Origin of the sequence: Xenorhabdus beddingii (genome assembly GCF_002127545.1) — a bacterium.
Classification (GTDB): Bacteria; Pseudomonadota; Gammaproteobacteria; order Enterobacterales; family Enterobacteriaceae; genus Xenorhabdus; species Xenorhabdus beddingii.
Window position 1 is genome coordinate 60,145 of record NZ_MUBK01000008.1, and the last position, 21,614, is coordinate 81,758.

22 protein-coding genes and 2 pseudogenes are annotated in these 21,614 nt (G+C 49.6%); 22 read left to right on the forward strand and 2 right to left on the reverse strand.

The window, feature by feature from the left end:
- The first annotated feature begins 29 nt into the window (after positions 1-29).
- Entirely contained in the window at positions 30-1,178 is a 1,149-nt protein-coding gene (locus Xbed_RS06695) for a glycosyltransferase (RefSeq protein ID WP_086112140.1), read from the forward strand.
- Positions 1,179-1,335: 157 nt separating this feature from the next.
- Here the strand turns inward: Xbed_RS06695 and paaZ are convergent, their stop codons facing one another.
- Complete coding sequence (gene paaZ, locus Xbed_RS06700; RefSeq protein ID WP_086112141.1) at positions 1,336-3,429, reverse strand: phenylacetic acid degradation bifunctional protein PaaZ; 2,094 nt, start codon at positions 3,427-3,429, stop codon at positions 1,336-1,338.
- A gap of 328 nt (positions 3,430-3,757) precedes the next feature.
- Between paaZ and paaA the strand changes: the two genes are divergently transcribed.
- From paaA to Xbed_RS06775, 15 genes are all read left to right on the forward strand, one after another.
- Positions 3,758-4,699, forward strand: a complete 942-nt coding sequence (gene paaA, locus Xbed_RS06705) for a 1,2-phenylacetyl-CoA epoxidase subunit PaaA (protein ID WP_086112142.1) — start codon at positions 3,758-3,760, stop codon at positions 4,697-4,699.
- Between the two features lie 58 nt (positions 4,700-4,757).
- Positions 4,758-5,045, forward strand: a complete 288-nt coding sequence (gene paaB / locus Xbed_RS06710) for a 1,2-phenylacetyl-CoA epoxidase subunit PaaB (RefSeq protein ID WP_086112143.1) — start codon at positions 4,758-4,760, stop codon at positions 5,043-5,045.
- Positions 5,046-5,056: 11 nt separating this feature from the next.
- Positions 5,057-5,833, forward strand: coding sequence for a 1,2-phenylacetyl-CoA epoxidase subunit PaaC (gene paaC / locus Xbed_RS06715; protein WP_086112144.1), 777 nt, complete (start codon positions 5,057-5,059; stop codon positions 5,831-5,833).
- Between the two features lie 118 nt (positions 5,834-5,951).
- Positions 5,952-6,434 (forward strand): 1,2-phenylacetyl-CoA epoxidase subunit PaaD, encoded by a 483-nt coding sequence (paaD, locus tag Xbed_RS06720; protein WP_086112212.1) that lies wholly within the window; start codon positions 5,952-5,954, stop codon positions 6,432-6,434.
- A 21-nt stretch (positions 6,435-6,455) separates the two neighbouring features.
- Entirely contained in the window at positions 6,456-7,583 is a 1,128-nt protein-coding gene (gene paaE, locus Xbed_RS06725) for a 1,2-phenylacetyl-CoA epoxidase subunit PaaE (RefSeq protein ID WP_086112145.1), read from the forward strand.
- 57 nt (positions 7,584-7,640) lie between these two features.
- On the forward strand, positions 7,641-8,414 hold the full coding sequence (gene paaF, locus Xbed_RS06730; RefSeq protein WP_086112146.1) for a 2,3-dehydroadipyl-CoA hydratase PaaF: 774 nt from the start codon (positions 7,641-7,643) through the stop codon (positions 8,412-8,414).
- 3 nt (positions 8,415-8,417) lie between these two features.
- Complete coding sequence (gene paaG / locus Xbed_RS06735; protein WP_086112147.1) at positions 8,418-9,215, forward strand: 2-(1,2-epoxy-1,2-dihydrophenyl)acetyl-CoA isomerase PaaG; 798 nt, start codon at positions 8,418-8,420, stop codon at positions 9,213-9,215.
- A 2-nt stretch (positions 9,216-9,217) separates the two neighbouring features.
- On the forward strand, positions 9,218-10,864 hold the full coding sequence (locus Xbed_RS06740) for a 3-hydroxyacyl-CoA dehydrogenase (RefSeq protein WP_086112148.1): 1,647 nt from the start codon (positions 9,218-9,220) through the stop codon (positions 10,862-10,864).
- Positions 10,854-11,294 (forward strand): hydroxyphenylacetyl-CoA thioesterase PaaI, encoded by a 441-nt coding sequence (gene paaI, locus Xbed_RS06745; RefSeq protein ID WP_086112149.1) that lies wholly within the window; start codon positions 10,854-10,856, stop codon positions 11,292-11,294. The genes Xbed_RS06740 and paaI overlap by 11 nt, the downstream gene beginning before the upstream one ends.
- Positions 11,294-12,523 carry a 3-oxoadipyl-CoA thiolase gene (gene pcaF / locus Xbed_RS06750; protein WP_086112150.1) on the forward strand — a complete coding sequence of 410 codons (1,230 nt, stop codon included), beginning with the start codon at positions 11,294-11,296 and terminating at the stop codon, positions 12,521-12,523. Before paaI ends, pcaF begins: the two co-directional genes overlap by 1 nt.
- Positions 12,524-12,654: 131 nt before the next feature.
- Positions 12,655-13,974 (forward strand): phenylacetate--CoA ligase PaaK, encoded by a 1,320-nt coding sequence (gene paaK, locus Xbed_RS06755; RefSeq protein WP_086112151.1) that lies wholly within the window; start codon positions 12,655-12,657, stop codon positions 13,972-13,974.
- A gap of 167 nt (positions 13,975-14,141) precedes the next feature.
- Positions 14,142-15,059 (forward strand): phenylacetic acid degradation operon negative regulatory protein PaaX, encoded by a 918-nt coding sequence (paaX, locus tag Xbed_RS06760; RefSeq protein ID WP_086112152.1) that lies wholly within the window; start codon positions 14,142-14,144, stop codon positions 15,057-15,059.
- Between the two features lie 13 nt (positions 15,060-15,072).
- Complete coding sequence (locus Xbed_RS06765) at positions 15,073-15,360, forward strand: hypothetical protein (protein WP_086112153.1); 288 nt, start codon at positions 15,073-15,075, stop codon at positions 15,358-15,360.
- Positions 15,361-15,631: 271 nt separating this feature from the next.
- Complete coding sequence (locus Xbed_RS06770; RefSeq protein ID WP_086112154.1) at positions 15,632-15,991, forward strand: tlde1 domain-containing protein; 360 nt, start codon at positions 15,632-15,634, stop codon at positions 15,989-15,991.
- A gap of 3 nt (positions 15,992-15,994) precedes the next feature.
- The gene (locus Xbed_RS06775; RefSeq protein ID WP_086112155.1) at positions 15,995-16,387 is read left to right on the forward strand and encodes a hypothetical protein; all 393 of its coding nucleotides are present in this window, start codon (positions 15,995-15,997) and stop codon (positions 16,385-16,387) included.
- 151 nt (positions 16,388-16,538) lie between these two features.
- Here the strand turns inward: Xbed_RS06775 and Xbed_RS20670 are convergent.
- Positions 16,539-16,601 (reverse strand): annotated as a pseudogene (locus Xbed_RS20670) (hypothetical protein); the annotation flags it as partial.
- Between the two features lie 267 nt (positions 16,602-16,868).
- Here Xbed_RS20670 and Xbed_RS06785 point away from each other — a divergent pair.
- From Xbed_RS06785 to Xbed_RS06810, 6 genes and pseudogenes are all read left to right on the forward strand, one after another.
- Positions 16,869-17,411, forward strand: a complete 543-nt coding sequence (locus tag Xbed_RS06785) for a dihydrofolate reductase family protein (protein WP_086112156.1) — start codon at positions 16,869-16,871, stop codon at positions 17,409-17,411.
- A gap of 15 nt (positions 17,412-17,426) precedes the next feature.
- Positions 17,427-19,397, forward strand: a complete 1,971-nt coding sequence (locus Xbed_RS06790) for a BglG family transcription antiterminator (protein ID WP_244182420.1) — start codon at positions 17,427-17,429, stop codon at positions 19,395-19,397.
- A gap of 255 nt (positions 19,398-19,652) precedes the next feature.
- A complete protein-coding gene (locus Xbed_RS06795) occupies positions 19,653-19,991 on the forward strand; it encodes a transcriptional antiterminator (protein ID WP_086112158.1) in 339 nt (112 codons plus the stop codon).
- A 19-nt stretch (positions 19,992-20,010) separates the two neighbouring features.
- Entirely contained in the window at positions 20,011-20,445 is a 435-nt protein-coding gene (locus Xbed_RS06800; RefSeq protein ID WP_086112159.1) for a glycine-rich SFCGS family protein, read from the forward strand.
- Positions 20,442-20,726, forward strand: a pseudogene (locus Xbed_RS06805) (DUF4312 family protein); the annotation flags it as partial. The gene Xbed_RS06800 and the pseudogene Xbed_RS06805, both read left to right, overlap by 4 nt.
- A 95-nt stretch (positions 20,727-20,821) precedes the next feature.
- The gene (locus Xbed_RS06810) at positions 20,822-21,613 is read left to right on the forward strand and encodes a DUF4311 domain-containing protein (RefSeq protein ID WP_086112214.1); all 792 of its coding nucleotides are present in this window, start codon (positions 20,822-20,824) and stop codon (positions 21,611-21,613) included.
- The last annotated feature ends 1 nt before the right edge of the window (position 21,614 follow it).

A 21,614-nucleotide genomic window follows, 5' to 3' on the forward strand; every position in this document is an offset into this window, starting at 1 on the left:
AAAACCCATTTAAAAAATAAGGATAACTCATGCAAATACCTAAAAAAATCCACTACTTCTGGTATGGAAATAACATACCAGAAAAATTTTTAAGGAATATGATAGAGATTCAATATGCAAACCCTGGTTATGAGGTCAATATTTGGGGAGATAACAACAGCAAAACGTTAATTATGAAAACATTAAGAAATATTAAATTCAAGCATCATAATGCTTCTTTTGATATTGGTGAGATATCCGTTAATTTCACTTATAGAAATGTGGAGTCCGCTTTCAGATATCTATCTCAACAAGTTGATTTTCTGAGTACCAATCAACTTTCAACCTTGAATTGCTTTAGGTACTTCAAAAGACGAAAACAAGAAAATAATAACAAAAGGCGCTATGGTGACCATGTTGATTTAGTCAATTATTTACAGCACATATACCGTATTAATCTAAAAGGTAATTATCATAATTATGCCTCATCCAGTGATCTTGCACGCTTAGTGATTTTATATATGGAAGGAGGTATCTATCTGGATACGGATGTTGAATTGAGTGATGCAGATATAAAAAACAGGCTTAAAAGGAAAGGTGCCATATTTGACAATCTACATCTGCAATCTGATATAGGCATAGGTGATTCTTCTGGGCTAGGTTGGTATTCTGGTGTCCCATATAATGAATTTGGCAATGCGATTATTGCCTCCCTGCCTCAATCAAAAAAGATTTTAAATATGTTATTGGACATGGCTATCATGATCAAAAAACATCATCTTTCCATTCAAATGTATCAATCACCAAAATCTGATGAGATCTGTAAAATAAAAAAATTAAATAGATATCATGAAGTAGACAAACGAATTGATTTAGCGATCAAATTGAAAAATGCTCACCAGATTAATTTAGATATGAGATGTGGTATACAAGATCCTATATGGAGAACCGGTATCGACCCTAACGATGACAATGATGAATTTGCATGTAAACTGAGGAGAATTGATTACACGGTAAGAATGACAGGGCCTGATTTTATTGACGATTACCTTAATCCTCAACAAAAAATAGATTTCCCGGATAACTATAAACTCAAGTCTAAAAATAGAGGGGACAGAATGTTTAAAGATGTCGATGATGCGGGAGAGTGGGCCAACATCAAAAAGAAAAAATACCCGGATGAAGATCCATTCACTTAACGCCTAATATGGATAACCCTATATTTATAAGAACGGTTTATAAGAACGGTGATTGAGGTGAGCGGCAACGTGAAAAACGACGGGTATATGTAATGACTTTAAACGTTACCAAAAATCACCACAAAGCCCCGTCGTTCAGAGGCTGCCCATCTCACCGTCACTCTGCCGATGCCGAAGAATTTACCGACGCCGAAAAATCGCCTTGCAGCCGCTCCACCAACGTCAGGATACTATAAAGCGCCACCGGTTGTTGCTCCTGATTCAATACCTGTACATCCCACATCACGACGCCATGTGGCTTATCTTCCGGCGTTTTCTGGACTTTCTTAATCTTTTTCTTGCACGTCAGACGTACCTGAATGGTATCGCCAATCTTGACTGGTTCAATGAAACGCAGGTTCTCCATACCGTAGTTGGCAAGCACAGGCCCGACAGCGCCATCAACGAACAAGCCCGCCGCAGCCGATACAACAAAATAACCGTGCGCCACACGTTCACCAAACAGAGATTCAGCCGCCCCCACTTTATCCATGTGGGCATAAAAATGATCCCCACTCAGGCAGGCAAAATTAACAATATCCGCTTCCGTTACCGTCCGGCGAGCGGTCAGCAGGCTATCACCCATTTCAAGCTGTTCAAAATATTTGCGGAATGGATGGATCGGTTCTTCCTTCACTTTTGCGCCACGAACCCACTCACGGCCAATCGCAGCCAGCATACTTGGGCTGCCCTGAATCGCGGTACGCTGCATATAATGTTTCACCGCACGCAAACCACCCAGCTCTTCTCCACCACCAGCACGCCCCGGCCCACCATGCGCCAGCATGGGCAGGGGGGAACCATGCCCTGTGGATTCCGCAGAAGCCGCTTCATCCAACACCAACATACGACCATGAGCACACGCTGTCGCACGGATCACCTGTACAGCAATCTGCTCATCGGCCGTCACCAATGATCCCACCAAGCTGCCCTGTCCCATCATCGCCAGTTCGATCGCCTGTTCAGTATCCTGATACGCCATTAACGTAGCAACTGGCCCAAAGGCTTCTGTGCTGTGTACCACCTGATTGGTCATGGGATCAGCGCAATAAAGTAATGTCGGAGGGTAGAATGCCCCATTACTGTGACTATTGCCCGTCAGCACCCGTTGATCCAGTGACCCGCCACACAAGAGTTCACAACCACTATTGCGCAATGCGTTGACTTTCGCCTGCACCTCATCGCGCTGTTCCAGATTAATCAACGCTCCCATGCGCACTTCCGGTAAGCGGGGATCACCTACTATCACACCAGACAGTCGTTTGAGCAACGCTTGCCTGACGTCTTCCACATGACTGGCGGGCACAATAATACGCCGAATAGCTGTGCATTTTTGACCCGCCTTGACCGTCATTTCACGGACAACTTCTTTGATAAATATCCCAAATTCCGGCATGTCAGGCGTAACATCCTCACCCAAAATGCAGCAGTTGAGGGAATCAGCTTCCATCGTAAAGGGAATGGATTTTTCTATCAGCCGGGGATGAGCGCGCAGCATCTGTCCTGTGTGTGCCGATCCGGTAAACGTCACGGCATCCTGATAATCGAGATGATCAAACAGATCACCAATACCCCCGCAGATCAATTGCAATGCCCCTTCCGGCACCAGACCGCTGTCGATGATCATTTTCACCATCGCCTGTGTCAATTGGGCCGATGCCGTCGCGGGTTTGATAATCGCCGGCATTCCCGCCATCCACGTTGGCGCCAGTTTTTCCAACATCCCCCAACAAGGAAAGTTAAAGGCATTGATATGCAGTGCCACACCGGGACGAGAAGTCAGTACATGGCGAGCCACAAACTGAGATTGTTTAGACAGCGGGATCATCTCATCCTCCGGCCACAGAGTATCATCCGGTAGTTCACGCCCTGCCAGCCCGGCATAAGAAAAAAGTGTCGCCACTCCGCCTTCAATATCAACCCAGCCATCTGAACGGGTCGCTCCCGTCTCCGTGGAAATGGCATACAGGGCGTCTTTGTTGGCAAGCAGATGCTTTGCAACGGCTTTCATCATCTGCGCACGTTGCTGGAATGTCATCGCAGCCAGCGCCTTTCCTCCTTTTTCACGGGCATATTCCAGACTTTTTGCGAGTGGCAACCCCTCTGAAGAGACCTGATACAAGGCTTCGCCGCTGACGGCATGATGAATGGTTCTGGTGTTGCCCTGCCCATAAACCCAAGCGCCACAAATGTAACTCGTCAACTGTTGCATTTTTTTCTCCACTAATCTCATTAATGAATCAATCATGAAGTAACATCATGCTATTTATGTATCATATACCTCATTAACAAAACCACTGTTATTGTTAACAAAATAAAAACATCTGTATCCAATCGCGCGACTATTTTCTTATCCCCCTCCAATAGCGCAAATTAACCAATTGTTTTATAAGCAATATAAATTCATATTGTGATGTGTACGACAAATAGACAACTTAAACATTTGATATTTTTGTTACCAGTTTGTAGATTCATAGTTATTGAAAGTGATTCATTTTTATATTTTATATCAAAAAATAAGAATCATAATGGAGCCTAAAATGATAACTGACCCACTCCAGACGCACTTTGACGCCAAGATCGCTGCGGATCTGTCCATTGAGGCCAAAGATTGGATGCCCGAAGACTATCGCCAGAATCTGATACGCCAGATCGGTCAACACGCACACTCGGAAGTGGTCGGCATGTTACCGGAAGCCAACTGGATCACCCGCGCCCCGACACTACGCCGCAAGGCAATACTGCTGGCCAAAGTGCAGGATGAGGCAGGACACGGGCTTTATCTCTATAGCGCGGCCGAAACACTTGGCTGTTCCCGTCAGGACATTTACCAAAAGCTGCTGGATGGCAAGATGAAATACTCTTCCATCTTCAACTATCCCACCCTGAATTGGGCAGATATTGGCGTGATTGGCTGGCTGGTGGATGGAGCCGCCATTATCAATCAAGTCGCCTTGTGCCGGGCCTCTTACGGCCCCTATGCCCGCGCAATGGTAAAAATCTGCAAGGAAGAGAGTTTCCACCAGCGGCAAGGTTATGAAGCGGTCATGGCACTGGCAAACGGCAACGCAGCTCAACGCGCCATGTTGCAGGATGCGATTAACCGTTTCTGGTGGCCGACCCTGATGATGTTTGGCCCGAATGACCGTGATTCTCCCAACAGTGCCCAAAGCATGGCGTGGAAAATCAAGCGGTTCAGCAATGATGAACTACGGCAAAAATTCATCGATAACACCGTTCCCCAATTGGAAGCCTTGGGCATGACCGCCCCCGATCCTGAGCTGGCCTGGGATGATGCAACAGGACATTACCGTTTTGGCGAAATCAACTGGGATGAATTCTATCAAGTGCTCAAGGGACAGGGCATATGCAATCACGAGCGTCTTGAGGCCAAGCGCCGGGCGTGGGAAAACGGTCGCTGGGTACGTGAGGCGGCTTCGGTGCATGGCAAGAAAGCCGCTGCCAAAAAACGGGCGGCTTAATCCGTGGCCTGGTCTGGACAAAACTGAAATCTGAACAGAATCGAAGGGAGTGAACCTCATGAATGATAACGACTGGCCGCTGTATGAAGTCTTTGTCCGCAGTAAACAGGGATTGGCTCACCGTCATGTAGGCAGCCTCCATGCGGCAGATGATCAAATGGCACTGGAGAACGCCCGCGATGCCTACACCCGTCGCAATGAAGGCTGCTCTATCTGGGTCGTGAAATCCCTTTATCTGGTGGCCTCACAACCGGAAGATCGCGGGGCTTTTTTCGCGCCATCGGAGGACAAAATTTACCGTCATCCGACGTTCTACACCATTCCTGATGGCATCAAGAATATGTAGGAGGAGGAAATATGCATACACACCGCGTTTCATCCCCCCAACATGATCTGTTTCATTACGTGCTACGTCAGGGAGATACGCCGCTGATTCTGGCACAGCGTCTATGCGAATGGTGCGGACATGCACCCGAGCTGGAAATCGACCTCGCCCTGGCCAATATCGGGCTTGATCTGCTTGGGCAAGCCCGCCATTTCCTCAGCTATGCCGCCACCCTTTCAGGCACCGGGCTTGATGAAGACCATCTGGCGTTTGGTCGTGATGAGCGTGAGTTCCTCAATCTACTGCTGGTAGAACAGCCAAACGGCGGCTTTAACGACACACTGGTGCGCCAATTTTTTATTGATGCCTATCACGTTCTACTGCATCAGGCACTGGGGCAAAGTCGCCATTCCCCGTTGGCGGCCATCAGCACCAAGTCTTTGAAGGAAGTGGAGTATCACCTGCGATTCAGCCGGGGCTGGATGATCCGTCTGGGGGATGGAACAGAACTGAGCCACGGCAAAATTCAGCAATCCATCAATCAACTATGGCGCTTTACGGGTGAACTGTTCCATTGCGACGAAATAGAGCAACGGCTGGCTGACGACGGCATTGCCGTTGACCCCCGCACACTGCATGAGCCGTGGCTGCAAATCGTCAACGAAACGTTCGCGGCAGCCACATTAGCAATGCCCTCAGCACAACCTTATCGGCAAGGCGGCAAGCAAGGATTACATACAGAAAATCTGGGATATATGCTGGCAGAAATGCAGTATCTGCAACGCGCCTACCCTAACTGCAACTGGTAACCCAAACGGACCAAACGGATAGCAACGGGAGGAAATGATGGAACAGCCATGCAACACATTCTTGCGCACAGGAATGCCATTGCCGGAAATGTCATCACCGGAAATATTGTCACCGGAAATGCAAGCGCCGGAAATCCATCAGATCTGGCAATGCCTGCACCAAATTGCCGATCCGGAACTCCCGGTGCTCTCCATTACTGATCTTGGAATGATCCGGGCGGTCACCCCTATGCAAAACGGCTGGCGGGTGACATTTACCCCAACCTATTCCGGCTGTCCCGCAACGGAATATTTAATCAACGCCATTCAGGAAACCCTGACACAAGCCGGCTTTGCGCCAGTGGATATTGAAGTGAACCTGACACCGGCGTGGACAACCGACTGGATGAATGCCGATGCCAAACAACGCTTGCGTGAATTTGGCATTGCTCCACCCCAGGGATTGGCCTGTGAAAAACCGGCAGAGCTGGAACCCATCCTCTGCCCGCGCTGCGGAAGCCATACAACAGAAAAAATCAGCGAATTTGGCTCCACCGCCTGCAAAGCGCTTTATCGCTGCCAGCAGTGTCTGGAGCCGTTTGATTATTTCAAATGTATCTAATATTCAATAAGGGAGCAGAAGATGGCGACTTTTCACTATTCACGATCACAACATGCACGATCACAACATGCGCGATCACATGGCTTTCACCGTTTAGGCATCGCAGCCATTGAACGGGAAACACCAGATGCCGTGACCGTCACCCTGCACGTTCCCGATGAACTCAAAAGCCGTTTCTGCTATCAACCCGGCCAACACCTGACACTCAAGGCGCAGGTCAATGGCGAAGAGCTACGCCGCTGTTATTCCATCTGTAGTTCACCGTTGGATGATGTCTTGCAAATTGGGGTCAAAACCGTCCATCAGGGCCGTTTTTCGACTTTCATCAACCAACAGTTGAAAGTCGGGGATGAGTTGGACGTCATGCTGCCACAGGGCACCTTTGGGCATTGTCCCGATGCAAACCAATCAGGGCATTATCTGGCCATCGCTGCCGGTTCAGGCATCACACCGATTTTGTCGATCATCAAAAGTACGCTGGCACAGGAATCAGATAGCACCTTTACGTTGATTTATGGCAACCGAACCAGCCGTTCAGTGATGTTTAAAGAGGCATTGGCCGATATTAAAAATCGCTATATGGAACGTTTTCAGGTGCTGTACCTGTTCAGTCAGGAAGCCACTGACAGCCGCCTGTTTAACGGGCGCATTGATGCCGAACACTTGCAGCGCATTGGCAAAACCCTGCTCAACTTCGCCCGGTTTGACCAGGCTTTTCTTTGCGGGCCAGAAGCCATGCTGGATGATGCCCATTCGGCACTAAAGCAGGCAGGGATCGCCGCCAACTGTATTCACAGTGAACGTTTCAATACCGGCCCGCCCCAAAAAGCGGGGATGAATGTTCGCCCAGCCCATCTCGCCGAACGTAACGAAACTCGTGTCGAAATTCATCTGGATGGCCGCATCCTCAACATAACCATGAACGCTGAAGATAACAGCATTCTTGATGCCGCCCTGCGTCAGGGGGCTGATTTGCCCTATGCCTGCAAAGGGGGAGTATGCGCGACCTGCAAATGTCGGCTTAAATCCGGTGAAGTGGACATGGCGGTGAATTACAGCCTCGAACCCGATCAATTGGCGGCGGGTTATATCTTAAGTTGCCAGTCATGGCCAAAAGGCGATGGCGTAGTGGTGGATTTTGACGTCTAGCTGCTTTTATCAATAACAAACCAGCATCAATAAAAAAATCAGGCATGAGGAACCAGCATGAGTCAGGAATGGATTTTATGTCATCAGCAGCAAAGAGTACGCACACTCATCCTTAACCGACCAGAAGTGCGTAATGCCCTTAGCAATGATTGTCTGGAACAGCTCGTCCAGCAGTTAGAGCTGGCAGATGCAGATAGCGGAACCGGAGCCATTGTCATTACCGGTTCATCACACTGTTTTGCGGCAGGTGCCGACCTGAAAGAACTGCAAGCTCAGACCGTCGCTTCCGCCATGACAGATCGCCGCCCACAACTCTGGCAACGCTTGAACAACATCAGCAAGCCCATGATTGCCGCCGTGAATGGCTATGCGCTCGGCGCGGGCTGCGAACTGGTGTTGGCCTGTGATTTGGTCATTGGTGGAGAAAGTGCACGTTTTGGCCTGCCAGAAATCACTTTGGGGCTGATACCGGGGGCTGGGGGAACGCAGCGACTCATCCGCAGCGTGGGTAAGGCACTGGCTTACCAGATGGTATTGACGGGTGAGGCTATCGATGCCTACCACGCACGCGAAGCGGGATTGGTCGGCGAAGTGTGTCCTGACGCAATGACACGGGAACGGGCAGAACAAATCGCGCAACGCATCAGTGAGTTCTCGCCGCTGGCGCTGCGGGCGGCCAAAACCGCCCTCAAAACCGCACAAGAAACCAGCCTGTCGCAAGGACTGATTGCCGAACGCCAACAGTTTGTCACGCTGGCAGGCACCACCGATCGTCAGGAAGGCATCAGCGCCTTTCTGGAAAAACGTAAACCAATATTCAAGGGGTTCTGATAGATGGAAAACATATCAATGGTTCTCACTGATATTAAAGCGGGTGTCCTTAGCATGACCCTTAACCGCCCAGAATGCCTCAACAGCTTTAACGAGGAGCTCCATCAACAGTTAAGTCAAGCGATGGATATGGCTGAACAGGATCAATCGGTGCGTTGCGTTTTGCTCACAGGAGCCGGGCGCGGCTTCTGTGCCGGGCAAGATTTAAATGACCGAAATGCCATTATCTCGGATGGCAGTATTCCCGATCTCGGTCAGTCCATTGACCGTTACTATAATCCGCTGATCCGGCGGATGATCGCCTTGCCAAAACCGATTATTGCCGCCGTCAATGGGGTGGCGGCGGGGGCTGGCGTTTCTCTTGCCCTGGCCTGTGATATTGTCATCGCCTCCCGTACCGCCAGCTTCATTCAGGCTTTCTGTCGCATTGGCCTGACACCGGATTCCGGGGGTAGCTGGCTCCTGCCGCATAAGATTGGGCAGGCACGGGCAATGGGAATGGCATTATTGGGAGAAAAAATCAGCGCAGAACAGGCACTGGCATGGGGGATGATCTGGCAAGTCGTCGAACCCGAAGAGTTAGCGCACACAACACGGGAGTTGGCCCACCATCTGGCGACTCAACCTACCGTGGCCCTTGGCTGCATCAAACAGGCCACTTATGCCGCCGCTGGCAATACACTGGAGCAGCAACTTGATCTCGAACGAAACTTACAGCGCCGGTGTGGGCACAGTGAAGACTTTCGTGAAGGGGTCAATGCGTTCATTGAAAAACGCCCGCCTGCGTTCAAGGGGAAATAATCATGACTACGCCTCTACTCTACGGCCCCATCGCCGTCATTGGGGCGGGAACGATGGGCATCGGCATTGCTCAGGTCGCCGCTCAGGCAGGACATTCCGTCCTGCTGTTTGATGTGAATGGCGAAGCGGTGAATCACGCTCTGGATCATCTGCGTGCCCGTCTGCATCAACGTGTGGCCGCAGGCAAAGCCGAATCCGGCCCAACAGACACGTTGTTACAGCACATCACACCAGTGAATTCGTTGCAGGCACTGGCACCCTGTGCACTGGTGATTGAAGCGATTGTCGAACAACTGGCAGCCAAACAACATCTCTTCCAACAACTGGAAGCCATTTGTTCAAATCAAACCCTGTTTGCCAGCAACACCTCATCCTTGTCGATTACTGCCATTGCCCGTGTTCTGTCTGCGCCGCAGCGCATGGCAGGGCTGCATTTTTTCAATCCCGCGCCATTAATGAAACTGGTGGAAATCGTACAGGGTCTGGAAACGTCCTCCCAGACCGTGGAAACCCTCAAAGACCTCGTTATCCACTGGCAAAAACAGCCTGTACTCTGCCGTTCTACGCCGGGGTTTATTGTCAATCGCATCGCCCGTCCGTTCTATGCGGAAGCCCTGCGCGCACTGGAAGAACAGGTTGCGACTCCCGCCACACTGGATGCCGTACTCAAAGAATCTGGCGGCTTTGCGATGGGACCATTGCAACTGATGGATTTGATCGGCCATGATGTTAACTACGCCGTCACCGAATCCCTGTTTCACGCTTTCCACGGCGACCCCCGTTTTCAACCTTCGCTACGGCAGAAAGAGCTGGTGGACGCCGATCATCTGGGCCGTAAGCGCGGTCGTGGTTTCTATTCTTATGATGAGCAAGGAAACCGCGCAAAAAAAGAGCGGGCGCCACAGCCGAAAACAGAGCCGAAACAGACCGGCAAACAAACACCAACGGTACGGATCAAAGCAACGGGAAATTGGGCGGTGTTACCCCATTTTGCCGCCCTGTTACAGCAACCTGAACAGCAGCAATATGGGATCATCTTCGAACAAAGCAAACATGACCGATTCCATTCTCCCACCTTGCAGATTGATGACATTATCCTGACGCTGACCAAAGGGAGAACCTGCGCGCAAATTGCTGACGAAATCAGAATACCTGTGATGCAGTTTGATCTCTCAGCCAATCACCAATCGGCTTCCATCATCACCCTCAGCACCGCCTGCCAGAATCCCCCCCCACAAACAGCAAAAGTGATTGGTTTTCTGCAATCGCTCAACAAGCAGGTGATCCTCCTGCCGGATTATCCCGGCCTGCTGACAATGCGTACCGTCGCCATGCTGTGCAACGAAGCACTGGATGCCATTAATAAGGGCATCGCCAGTGCTGAAGATATCGATCTGGCGATGTGTCACGGTGTGAATTATCCGATTGGCCCGCTGACATGGGGGGAACGACTGGGCTGGAAACACATTCTCAGTACGCTGGAAAATTTGCAGAAATTCTATGGTGAGCCACGTTACCGCCCGGCTCCTCTGCTGCGCCAGTTAGCGGCAGGACATGCCCGACTTTCCACCCGGTTCTCCCAGCCATCCACCCAAAGCCTCCGCCAGCAAGCCGAAAACCACCAGAAAGGAGATCCCCATGCAAGATAATGCTGCCAGTCAACAGGCCCGTCGCCACGTTGAAACCATGTACGCCCAGGATGCCTGTGCTCAACAGATGGGAATGCACATTGAGCATATCGATATCGGGTTCGCCCGACTCAGCATGAAGATCATGCCCGACATGCTCAACGGTCATCAAAGTTGTCACGGTGGCATTCTGTTCAGTCTGGCGGATACGGCTTTCGCCTACGCCTGCAACAGTGAAGGACTCGCAGCCGTCGCCTCCAGAGGCAGCATCGATTTCATCCGCCCGGCATGGGTTGGCGATCAACTTACTGCCAGTGCTTCTGTTCTGCATCAAGGTAAAAATAACGGCCTGTACAACGTGGAAATTATCAACCAGAACGGCAAAGTTGTGGCCCTGTTCCGTGGTCATTCCCATCGCATCAATTCCCCCATGTTGGACAAGGAGCAATGATGACCCAGGCATTTATCTGTGATGGTATCCGAACCCCCATCGGGCGTTATGGCGGCGTGCTATCCAGCCTACGGGCTGACGATCTGGCAGCCCTGCCGCTCAGGGCATTGATGGCGCGTTATCCGGCACTGGATTGGGGGCAAACTGATGATGTGATCCTCGGTTGCGCCAATCAGGCAGGGGAAGACAACCGCAATGTCGCACGCATGGCCGTCTTGCTGGCGGGACTACCGGCTGCCGTTTCTGGCACAACGGTCAATCGGTTGTGTGGCTCCGGTCTGGATGCGCTGGCTTTCGCCGCGCGCAGCATTAAATCCGATGATGCCCAACTGATTGTAGCGGGTGGCGTTGAATCCATGACCCGTGCCCCTCTGGTGATGGGCAAGGCGGATCGGGCATTCAGCCGACAGGCTGAGATGTTTGATACTACCCTTGGCTGGCGCTTCATTAACCCGTTGATGCAACAGCAATTCGGTACAGATTCCATGCCAGAAACGGCAGAAAATGTGGCTGCCCAGTTTCACATTGCCCGTGATGATCAGGATGCCTTTGCCCTACGTAGCCAGCAACGTGCCGCCAGCGCGCAGCAACACGGCGTACTGGCCGCAGAAATCATCCCTGTCACTCTGCCTCTCATCCATAAAAAAGACGTCAACAAAAAAGGCGTAACAACCGTCGTCTCACAGGATGAACATCCCCGACCAGAAACCACATTCGAACAACTGCAACGGCTCAAAGCGCCATTCCGTACTGGCGGCACCATTACCGCAGGTAACGCATCCGGCGTCAACGATGGCGCAGCGGCACTCATCATTGCCTCAGAAACAGCCGCATTACGTCAGGGGCTGACACCACGGGCGCGTATCGTCGCGACAGCAACCTGTGGCGTTGAACCGCGCATCATGGGGATGGGTCCACTATCAGCCACCCGCAAAGTCCTGGCGCTTACCGGCCTGAGCCTGAATCAAATGGATGTCATTGAGCTGAACGAAGCCTTCGCCGCACAGTCACTTGCCGTGATGCGCCAACTGGGGTTACCGGACGATGCAGAACACGTCAACCCGAATGGGGGGGCAATTGCACTGGGCCATCCTCTGGGGATGAGCGGTGCCCGCCTTGCGCTGACCGCAACCCTTGAGCTGGAACGGCGTGCGGGGCGCTATGCCTTGTGTACCCTGTGTATTGGCGTCGGACAAGGCATCGCCATGATCCTTGAACGCATTGCATAACAATTTCATTACCATTTTATAACAACAGGTTATTCCTGACGATTTATCCCTGATGTTCTGACTTAATCAACACCTGCACATAATGCCAAAAACCACCTGTTACACACAGACCAATAAAAGGACAGGAAATGATGAACAACAACGTACAACACCTCAAAAAGTCCCAGAAACAACACGAATTTGCTTCACGTGATGAACTTGAGGCATGGCAAATTAAACAGATAAAATGGACGCTCAAACACGCTTATAACAACGTTCCCATGTATCGCCGCAAATTTGATGCCGCAGGTGTCCATCCCGATGATTTCAAACAACTTGATGACATCACCCAGTTTCCTTACACCACCAAGCAAGACCTGCGGGACCATTACCCTTTTGATACGTTTGCCGTTCCCATGGAACAGATTGTCCGTATCCATGCCTCATCAGGCACCACAGGGCGCCCCACCGTGGTGGGTTATACCCAGCGGGACATCGATAATTGGTCAGAACTTATCGCTCGCAGCCTGCACTTTGCCGGGGTAAGTGCCAAAGACAAAGTTCACATCGCCTACGGTTATGGCCTGTTCACGGGGGGACTGGGGATGCATTATGGCGCCGAGCGGCTGGGCGCAACCGTCATTCCAATATCCACCGGCAACACCGAAAAACAGGCGCAACTGATTATGGATTTCAAGCCAGATATCATCATGATCACACCGTCTTACTGCCTGACCTTACTGGATGAGCTGGAGCGTCAAATGGGCGGAGATGCCAGCACATGCTCCTTACGTACCGGTATCTTTGGCGCAGAGCCGTGGACAGCCGCTTTGCGCGCTGAAATTGAAACGCGCATGGGCATCAAGGCATTAGATATCTATGGCCTGTCCGAAGTGATAGGGCCGGGTGTTGCGATGGAATCACTGGAATATTCTGACGGCTCCACCATTTGGGAGGATTATTTCTACCCTGAAGTGATTAATCCCGACACGCTGAATAACTTGGCGGATGGAGAAACCGGAGAGATGATCCTGACCACGCTGACCAAAGAGGCCATGCCCATAATCCGTTACCGTACCCGCGACCTGACACATTTATTGCCCGGAACAGCACATCATATGCGGCGTATGAACAGGGTTACCGGACGTTCCGATGACATGCTGATTATCCGTGGCATTAATGTTTTCCCATCACAGCTAGAAGAGCAAATCATCCGCTTCAAGGCGCTGTCGTCACACTACCAATTAGAAGTGAATCGCAAAGGTAACCTTGACTGCCTGTCAGTCAAAGTTGAACTAAAAGCACCAGACCTGCTCAACCATGAACAATGTTGCCACCTCTGTGATCAGTTGCGCCATCACATTAAATCCATGGTGGGACTCAGTGTCGATGTCATCATCGTCAACTGTGGCGTCATTCCACGCTCAGAGGGCAAGGCAGTGCGGGTGATCGACAACCGTCCACATGAATAACCTTTCGCCACCGCGAACCCAATGATATCAAACTGCGGTGGCTGACTCTTTTTCCGGCGTTAATTTCCTTAATGATATTTATATATTATGGTTTTCAAAATGCAGCGCGACAGAGATATCAGTTATGTTAATGTCATGACACACTTTTGAGCAGATCACGGAAAAATATGGCACATAAACTCGACGACTTTATCCGGCATGCCCTTGATGCCCAACCTATCAGCGGAACATCTTTGATCATCTCCCTGTATGGCGATGCTCTCAGCCACCGGGGTGGAGAGGTCTGGCTTGGCAGCCTGAGTCTGCTGCTGGAGCCGATGGGATTCAGTGACCGTTTCGTGCGAACCTCCGTGTTCCGTCTGCAAAAAGAGGGGTGGCTCACGGTTGAAAAACTGGGGCGACGCAGTTATTACCGCATTACCGAACGGGGCATGAATCAATTTCGCCATGCAGAAAGCAAAATCTATCTCAGCGAACAGCCGGAATGGGATGGCAAATGGGATCTGCTGCTGCTGGAGGGAGCCACCAAAGAAGAACGCACCCGTCTGAAAAAAGAGTTGGGCTGGCTGGGATTCGGTCAACTCAACAGCACCCTGATGGCCGCCCCAAGCAGCTCCCAAAGTGATATCCCCGCCCTGTTGAGCGAACTCAACGCCAGCGATTCCGTTATCTACTTCCGCGCCGATTATCCTTATCCACGTTCAGAGCAGAGCCTAAAGGAGCGCGTATCTGCAAGTTGGTCACTGGAACAAGTCTCGCAGCACTATCACGAATTTATCGTTTCCTTCCGCCCCTTGATGGCGCTATTACGGGATTGCCATGCAGACGATCTGACCCCAGAACGCAGCTTCCAGTTACGTCTGCTGCTGATCCACTTTTACCGCCGCGCAGTCCTGCGTGATCCCCTGCTGCCGGATGCCTTGTTGCCGGCACAATGGGAAGGGCAAATTGCCCGTCATTTATGTATCAATATCTATCAGCGCATTGACCTTGCTGCGACCCGCTACGTCAGCGAACGTTGCGAGACAACCATTGGTCAATTACCTCAACCGGCTGCGGCTTATTACCGACGTTTTCATTCATAATCAAAAATACCTTATGAACAACGACTTCGACACTCCCTTTAAGGGCAAAACATTAGCGGAACAGGTCACCAATCCCAATATTCAGGTTGGCCGTTTCAGTGACTATTCCGGCTATTATCACGGTTATTCCTTTGACGAATGCGCCCGCTACTGTTTTTCTGGTAAACACATTGCCTTACTGCTGGAAATGCAGTGGTGGAACTGGCCGCTGGAACAGCTTAAGGCGGCGATGAAACTGATAACATCACCGGATATTGAAACACTGTATCGGTGGTGGAAAGATCAAAACGGGGCAAAATAAGCGATTGCCCTCCCTTGTTTTGACTAAAACTGCCCGCTATCTGTGGGCAGATTCAGTATTATTTAAATTGGTCATGACTCCAAAGCGTTATGGTAATGTTTTTCAATTAAAATTATTGAAATGAGTTTTTATTCATCTGTTTTATATAAAAAAAACAAAATTTAATTTTTTTTGATAAATAAACCTATAAATTGATTTAATCCACAAATAAAAAAGGTGATAAAGTATATAAAGTAAAGTAATTAATTTTTTTGAAAAAAAGGAGTTTTTAATGGCTTGGATTTATCATCAGTACTCAGGCGAGTTATATCATGACGAAAAATTGGTTTACCGTGACGGATACAGCGGGAATGGAATACATAAAAATAATCCTGCCTCAGAATCGATACGTGGGAAAGGACCAATCCCAAGAGGACAATATACGATTGGAGGTTATACCAGTAGCAAAGGTGCAATGACTATTCATTTAGAGCCGCGTGAGGGTAACAATATGTACGGAAGAGATCTTTTCAGAATACACGGTGATAGCACGAAAAGACCTGGTGAAGCATCAGAGGGTTGTATAATTGTTGGAAAAAGTGCGAGAAGAGAGATAATTGATTCTATGGACAGAGAATTGATAGTGAAATAGATCATGGAAAAAATTATTTTATTTGCAATGTTGTTTATTCCTACTATTGCTTTTTCTTCAATAAAAGATGATACCGAAAAAGCTTTAGATTATTGTGCAACTACTGAGTCTTGGGCTTCGCAAATTGTTATAACTAATTCTTATCGAAAAAATAATCAATTCGATAGAATGAAAGCAACATCTTCTCTACTAGAACGAACTAGATTAGCAAAAGAAGGTAAGCCAATTGTTCTTAAAGAATCGGGACAGTTATATACGCAAACGTTAGAAATAACTATTCCGTATATTGATAAAAACAAAAAACCTGCTGTTTTTATTGCTTCATCAATTATTTCAGCAGAAGAATGCTCATTATCCGAGGTAGCCTATTTTGATATAACTCCTGAGATCGATTAATTTTACTTTAAATATCTTTAGTCTCTAGTCGTTAGTTAAGGCGTTTTGAGAGGCGGCGTCACTTGGATTTTTACCAAGTGACGCCGTTAAAAAAACGGCGGTAAACCTTGTCCGACCTGCTTTTCTACAAAACCATACCCAGTGAAGCCACCTAAAAAGGACTTCTCTGACGTAACTTCCCCCAATCATCAGTCGTCATGAAACCCATGTGAAAAGGGGATAATAAGTCGAGCCGTTTTCGGCAGGTAGTATCCGTTCAGAGGGGCCGAATACATGGGCTATGACCTGCTTCCTTTTTGTATCAGAGGGATACTAAAGCCAAATTTATGCCGTTTTTTCGATCAAGATCGCGCAAAAAAATTCATCATTTTCTTACCCGCCTGATAAGGTAATAGGCTTATTTATCACTATTATTTATCGGATCAGGCATCATCGTCTCTCCCTGATGGGTTCGCTCTACGTATAAAAATAAGGAAACGCCATGTCGAAACTGATCTATTATGTCGCCGCCACAATGGATGGTTATATTGCTACTGATAACCATGAGTTAGGCTGGTTAGATGAATGCTCCCTAGGGGATGATGCCACACCTTATGATGCGTTTTATCAAGATATCGGCGCCGCGATTATGGGAGCGGGAACCTATGAATGGGTTATGCAAAACACGTCTGGAGAATGGCCTTATCAAACTATTCCTTCCTTTATCCTCTCCTCAAGAAATTTAACCGTTCCCGCTGGCATTAATGCCGTTGTCACGCAAGACAGTCCCAAAATTATTGCTGCCAAGGCAAAAGCCGCCGCCAAAAATAAAGATGTCTGGGTTATCGGAGGAGGTAAAACTGCCGCCAGTTTTGCCGATGCCGGGGAGCTGCAACACATGTTCGTTACCACCGTCCCGGTATTTTTAGGCTCCGGCATTCCCGTCCTGCCTGTCAGCCAAGCTATCCATGTGACGCCCAATAAGCAGCGGCTCCTGCGCAGTGGCGCGATTGAAACCCTCATGGATATCCAATTGAACCATTAACCCTACATGCAGGGGATGACCGTGGCTCTGTTTCCCTATCCGCGCCTTGCCCATCTCTTTGAGGTGATTCAAGCAGAACTATTGCCACAAGATGAGTTGGCAAAACGCTTTCGTGTTTCCAGCCGCACCATTCGCACGGATATCAATGAATTAAATGATATCCTGCACCATTACGGAGCGCAGATCTCTTATAAACGAGGGATCGGTTATGATCTGCGTGTTGATGATCACACTTTATTTGCCTCCCTGCCAAAACAGCAGCAAATGATCCAGACGATCCCCAGAACCGCCCGTGATCGTGTCGATGCCCTATTGCTAAAACTGTTACTGCCGTCCGAGACCATCAAACTGGATGATATTGCCGAAGCATGGTGCATCAGCCGTGGTACGTTGCAACATGACATGAGCGCAGTGCGGGCAATACTCAGCAAGTATCCCCTGAAACTGGAAAGCATTCCCCGTTTGGGCAGCCAATTGCAGGGTGATGAACGCGCTATTCGGGCCTGCCTGACCGACACATTGCTAAACCGCTTCTTGCGGCAGATGGATCGGCCACTCAGCCGATTCAGGATGGATATTCTGGCGCATATCGACATCGATTTGCCCTATATTGAAGAGGTTCTGCAAAACAGCCTCCGTCGTTTTGGTATCCGGCTCACCAATGAAGGCAGACAATACCTGATATTTAACTGTGCGGCTTCCTTGCTCCGCATTCGCTATCGTCACCTCATAACACAGGGTGAAGCTATAGCACAGGGTGAAATACCCCCGTTAGATAGCCCCATCCAGCGGGCTGTCGAGGAGATTTCAACCGCGTTCGCCCTCTTTTTAGATGATGAAATCTCTCACGCAGAAGCCCATTATCTCGGCCGGCAAATCGCCGTGCAGCGTGTTCCCCAACATGACGATCCTGTTTGCCGCCTCCTTGAGGGTCAACACTGGGCAAATGAGATCCTCAACGATATCCATCAATCCTATCATTATGATTTACGCCATGACGACAGGCTGAGAAGCGATCTGGCCGCCCATTTAAGTTTGTTGGTCAACCGGTTACAACACCAAATCAGCACCAAAAATCCCCTGCTGGCGGATATCAAACAGTATTATCCTTTCGCCTATGATGTCACGGTCAGCGCACTGACACGCATTGAAGATCAACTCCCCGGCTCCCTCAATGAAAATGAGCTGGGATATCTGGCCGTACATATCGGCGTGGGTTTGGAACGAAATTACGGGACAGGCAATAACCGCCCGATCCCTGTTCTGCTTGTCACCGATGCAGGTAACGCAATACAACGCATGATTGAAGCACAAATTGTCCGCGAATTTCCGCAACTCAAACTACAACGCATATTGCCATGCCATGAATACAACCGATTGGCCTATGTGGAAGAGAATTTTATCCTTACCACGTTGTGCCTGACCGCAAAAAATAAACCCATCATCAAAATCTCCCCTTTCCCTACGCCTTACCAAATAGAACTGATCGGACGGCTCACCATCGTGGGGCAAACTCGTTCTTACCTTCTGGAACGGTTCTTTGACCGACGTTATTTCATCGTCATCAGGGAGGAGATGACGCAAGAAACGCTGTTCAAAAAGGTCTGCCGAAAACTGCAAGCCGACGGCTATGTCAGCGATGATTTTCTCCCTTCACTCATTGAACGGGAATCCATCCTCACCACATTATTGGGAGAAAATATTGCCTTACCCCATGCGTTGGGGCTACTGGCACTCAAAACGATGGTCGTCACGATCCTCGCTCCCAAAGGCATTGAATGGAGCAAAGCAACCAAAGAGCGAGCGAATGTCATTTTTTTGCTCGCCATCAGCAAAGAGGATTATGAGGAAGCCATCGCCATTTACGATCTTTTTGCCACATTTGTGAGGGAAAAAGCCACGAAGCGGCTGTTGTGCAGCCGGAATTTCAATGAGTTTCAGATGATCGCAAAAGACAGCCTTGGGCGCGTGATCTCATCAACATGAAAGAAAGGATGGCTATAATGTGACCCTATTCAAAGGTTAAGAAAATCATTTTCTTCGCTTTTTACTCCTTTTCTCACTTAAAAAACCAACCATTCTGCCTAACACATGGCTATTTTTAATTGATTTCCACTTTGAAACGGAAATTAACCTGCTCCAAAGCCAGAAATAAAATCGCTAAGGTCATTTCAGCAAACAAAACCGGATTCGTTTGTCGCCAAGCGACGATTATCGTGATCGATTTGACGGGGAAACGTTATGCATAATCCCTCCATGCCTTTCAATATGACAGACGGTGTTTTTGAGCCCGAAATAATCAGCCAGCACGTCCTGACGCTTATTGAAAAATGGTTGGCTGCCGAGGGCGCTTACACCACGCCCGTACAGCAGCAAATGCTGGCCTCTCACATTAAGGCGATGGTGATGAGAGCCAAGACAGGGGAACCTTTGCCAGAAGTGGATATCTCTTTATTTGATGAGATTTCACCGGAATCTATCAAGCTGGCCGCACAAATCGTCGAAACGCTGCCAAATCTGGCAATCGAAGAAGTTTATCTACTATCAGTACATGTTGAGATTGCGCGTTCCAATCCCTGAATATCTGGAGACAGAACCCATGAGCAAACAGCCATTTATTGAAAAAAAGAACATTGAAAAAAAGAACATTGAAAAAAAGATCACTGAAAAACAAATCGTTGTGGTTATCGGTGATCGTTTAGGTAAAGGGCAAAATGTCGCCGTCGGCGTTGAAGCTGCTGGCGGAAAAGCGATTGTGATCCCGGGCATGGCGGCAGACATGAAACTGGGCGATGTGATGCATCAGGAGCAGGCAGATATCGGTATTTCGTTTTGTGGCAGTGGTGGCGCGGGGGCAATTACGGCACAAAACAAATATGGCTACTCAGTTCGTCACGGAATGCGTTCCATTGAAGAAGGTGAAACGGCGATCCGTGAGGGCTGTACGGTGCTTGGTTTTGGCTTTATGGACAAAGCTGAGTTGGGCGAGCGTCTGGTTTATGCCTTGAGCAAAAAGCAGAGTGAACACTCATGAAAGCGTCGCGTGAAACCGCTGTTCGCGTCAGTGGCTCCGGCGATTCCCGGCAAAAAGCCATCGCGGATGCCCTGAATGCCGTACAGCGCACCGTGTTGCAAGGCAGCTCTCATATTATTCTGCGCATAGAACCCAAGGATGTCGCCATTGTCAGCGCCACCCGCCAAGTCACAACAGAAAAATTCCTGTTCTTTTTTCTGCCCCGTCAGCGCGAACACTATTCAGTGGTGCTGGATGTGACCGTCAATGTCACCTTGCTGGATGTTGAGTCTATCCATTTTGAGACCACTCATTTTAAGACCGTCCATTTCAAGCCAATCAGAGTCACACCGCAGAAAAACCCCATTCCGGCAGAACAGGATAAGGAGGAAAAATGATGGGTGCTACAGCCTCTTTGATCGAAATACTGGGCATGTCGCTGATTATCGGGGGTCTGTGCGGTTTCGGCCTTGGGGCTGGAGCGGCACGCATGTTCCACGCGCCCACCGTTCAGGGCATGGGGGCATTTCGCACGTTAGGTGAACTGAATGCCTGTGAGGGCGATCCCGCCTCTCATTTCTCTTTTGGACTCGGCTTCTTTTTTAACGCTTGGGCGTCATCGGTGGCGGCCGGCGCATTCACGCAGGATGTGGATCACCGTATTATTCCCCATTGGGGCGCCGCCGCCTTGATGATGAAAAACCGCAACGTCGCGCAAACCCTGCACAATCCGAAAAAAATGGCGATCGCTTGCACCATTGTCGGGGCGTTGCTGGTGGCATTCCTGAATACCACCGCTTCCGCTGTTCCGGCCGCCTTGCAGACCACCGCCACCCATGTGCTTGTCCCGGCCGCCAACTTACTGGTCAATACCGTGATGCCGGTGCTGTTCTGGCTCGCCGCAATGGATGCCGGCCGGCGTTCCGGTTTTTGGGCGACGCTCTTCGGCGGTTGTGCGCAACTTATCATGGGCAATGCCATTCCGGGTTTGGTATTGGGCATTTTGATCGGCAAGGGGGTCGATGACAACGGCTGGAATAAACTTACCCTGACCCTGTTGATCGCCGTCGTTTTGCTGTTCACCCTCAGCGGTTTCTTCCGTGAATTCGACCTGAAGCTACTACAATCTTTTATGCTGGATACCCCAAACTGGCTAAGCCATATCCATCAATTTTTGGGTGGGAGATAAC

Excerpts from the sequence above, each read along its gene's own strand:
- Xbed_RS06695 (WP_086112140.1), top strand. The coding sequence starts at position 30 with ATGCAAATACCTAAAAAAATCCACTACTTCTGGTATGGAAATAACATA.
- paaZ (WP_086112141.1), bottom strand. The coding sequence starts at position 3,429 with ATGCAACAGTTGACGAGTTACATTTGTGGCGCTTGGGTTTATGGGCAG.
- paaA (WP_086112142.1), top strand. The coding sequence starts at position 3,758 with ATGATAACTGACCCACTCCAGACGCACTTTGACGCCAAGATCGCTGCG.
- paaB (WP_086112143.1), top strand. The coding sequence starts at position 4,758 with ATGAATGATAACGACTGGCCGCTGTATGAAGTCTTTGTCCGCAGTAAA.
- paaC (WP_086112144.1), top strand. The coding sequence starts at position 5,057 with ATGCATACACACCGCGTTTCATCCCCCCAACATGATCTGTTTCATTAC.
- paaD (WP_086112212.1), top strand. The coding sequence starts at position 5,952 with ATGCAAGCGCCGGAAATCCATCAGATCTGGCAATGCCTGCACCAAATT.
- paaE (WP_086112145.1), top strand. The coding sequence starts at position 6,456 with ATGGCGACTTTTCACTATTCACGATCACAACATGCACGATCACAACAT.
- paaF (WP_086112146.1), top strand. The coding sequence starts at position 7,641 with ATGAGTCAGGAATGGATTTTATGTCATCAGCAGCAAAGAGTACGCACA.
- paaG (WP_086112147.1), top strand. The coding sequence starts at position 8,418 with ATGGAAAACATATCAATGGTTCTCACTGATATTAAAGCGGGTGTCCTT.
- Xbed_RS06740 (WP_086112148.1), top strand. The coding sequence starts at position 9,218 with ATGACTACGCCTCTACTCTACGGCCCCATCGCCGTCATTGGGGCGGGA.
- paaI (WP_086112149.1), top strand. The coding sequence starts at position 10,854 with ATGCAAGATAATGCTGCCAGTCAACAGGCCCGTCGCCACGTTGAAACC.
- pcaF (WP_086112150.1), top strand. The coding sequence starts at position 11,294 with ATGACCCAGGCATTTATCTGTGATGGTATCCGAACCCCCATCGGGCGT.
- paaK (WP_086112151.1), top strand. The coding sequence starts at position 12,655 with ATGAACAACAACGTACAACACCTCAAAAAGTCCCAGAAACAACACGAA.
- paaX (WP_086112152.1), top strand. The coding sequence starts at position 14,142 with ATGGCACATAAACTCGACGACTTTATCCGGCATGCCCTTGATGCCCAA.
- Xbed_RS06765 (WP_086112153.1), top strand. The coding sequence starts at position 15,073 with ATGAACAACGACTTCGACACTCCCTTTAAGGGCAAAACATTAGCGGAA.
- Xbed_RS06770 (WP_086112154.1), top strand. The coding sequence starts at position 15,632 with ATGGCTTGGATTTATCATCAGTACTCAGGCGAGTTATATCATGACGAA.
- Xbed_RS06775 (WP_086112155.1), top strand. The coding sequence starts at position 15,995 with ATGGAAAAAATTATTTTATTTGCAATGTTGTTTATTCCTACTATTGCT.
- Xbed_RS06785 (WP_086112156.1), top strand. The coding sequence starts at position 16,869 with ATGTCGAAACTGATCTATTATGTCGCCGCCACAATGGATGGTTATATT.
- Xbed_RS06790 (WP_244182420.1), top strand. The coding sequence starts at position 17,427 with ATGACCGTGGCTCTGTTTCCCTATCCGCGCCTTGCCCATCTCTTTGAG.
- Xbed_RS06795 (WP_086112158.1), top strand. The coding sequence starts at position 19,653 with ATGCATAATCCCTCCATGCCTTTCAATATGACAGACGGTGTTTTTGAG.
- Xbed_RS06800 (WP_086112159.1), top strand. The coding sequence starts at position 20,011 with ATGAGCAAACAGCCATTTATTGAAAAAAAGAACATTGAAAAAAAGAAC.
- Xbed_RS06810 (WP_086112214.1), top strand. The coding sequence starts at position 20,822 with ATGGGTGCTACAGCCTCTTTGATCGAAATACTGGGCATGTCGCTGATT.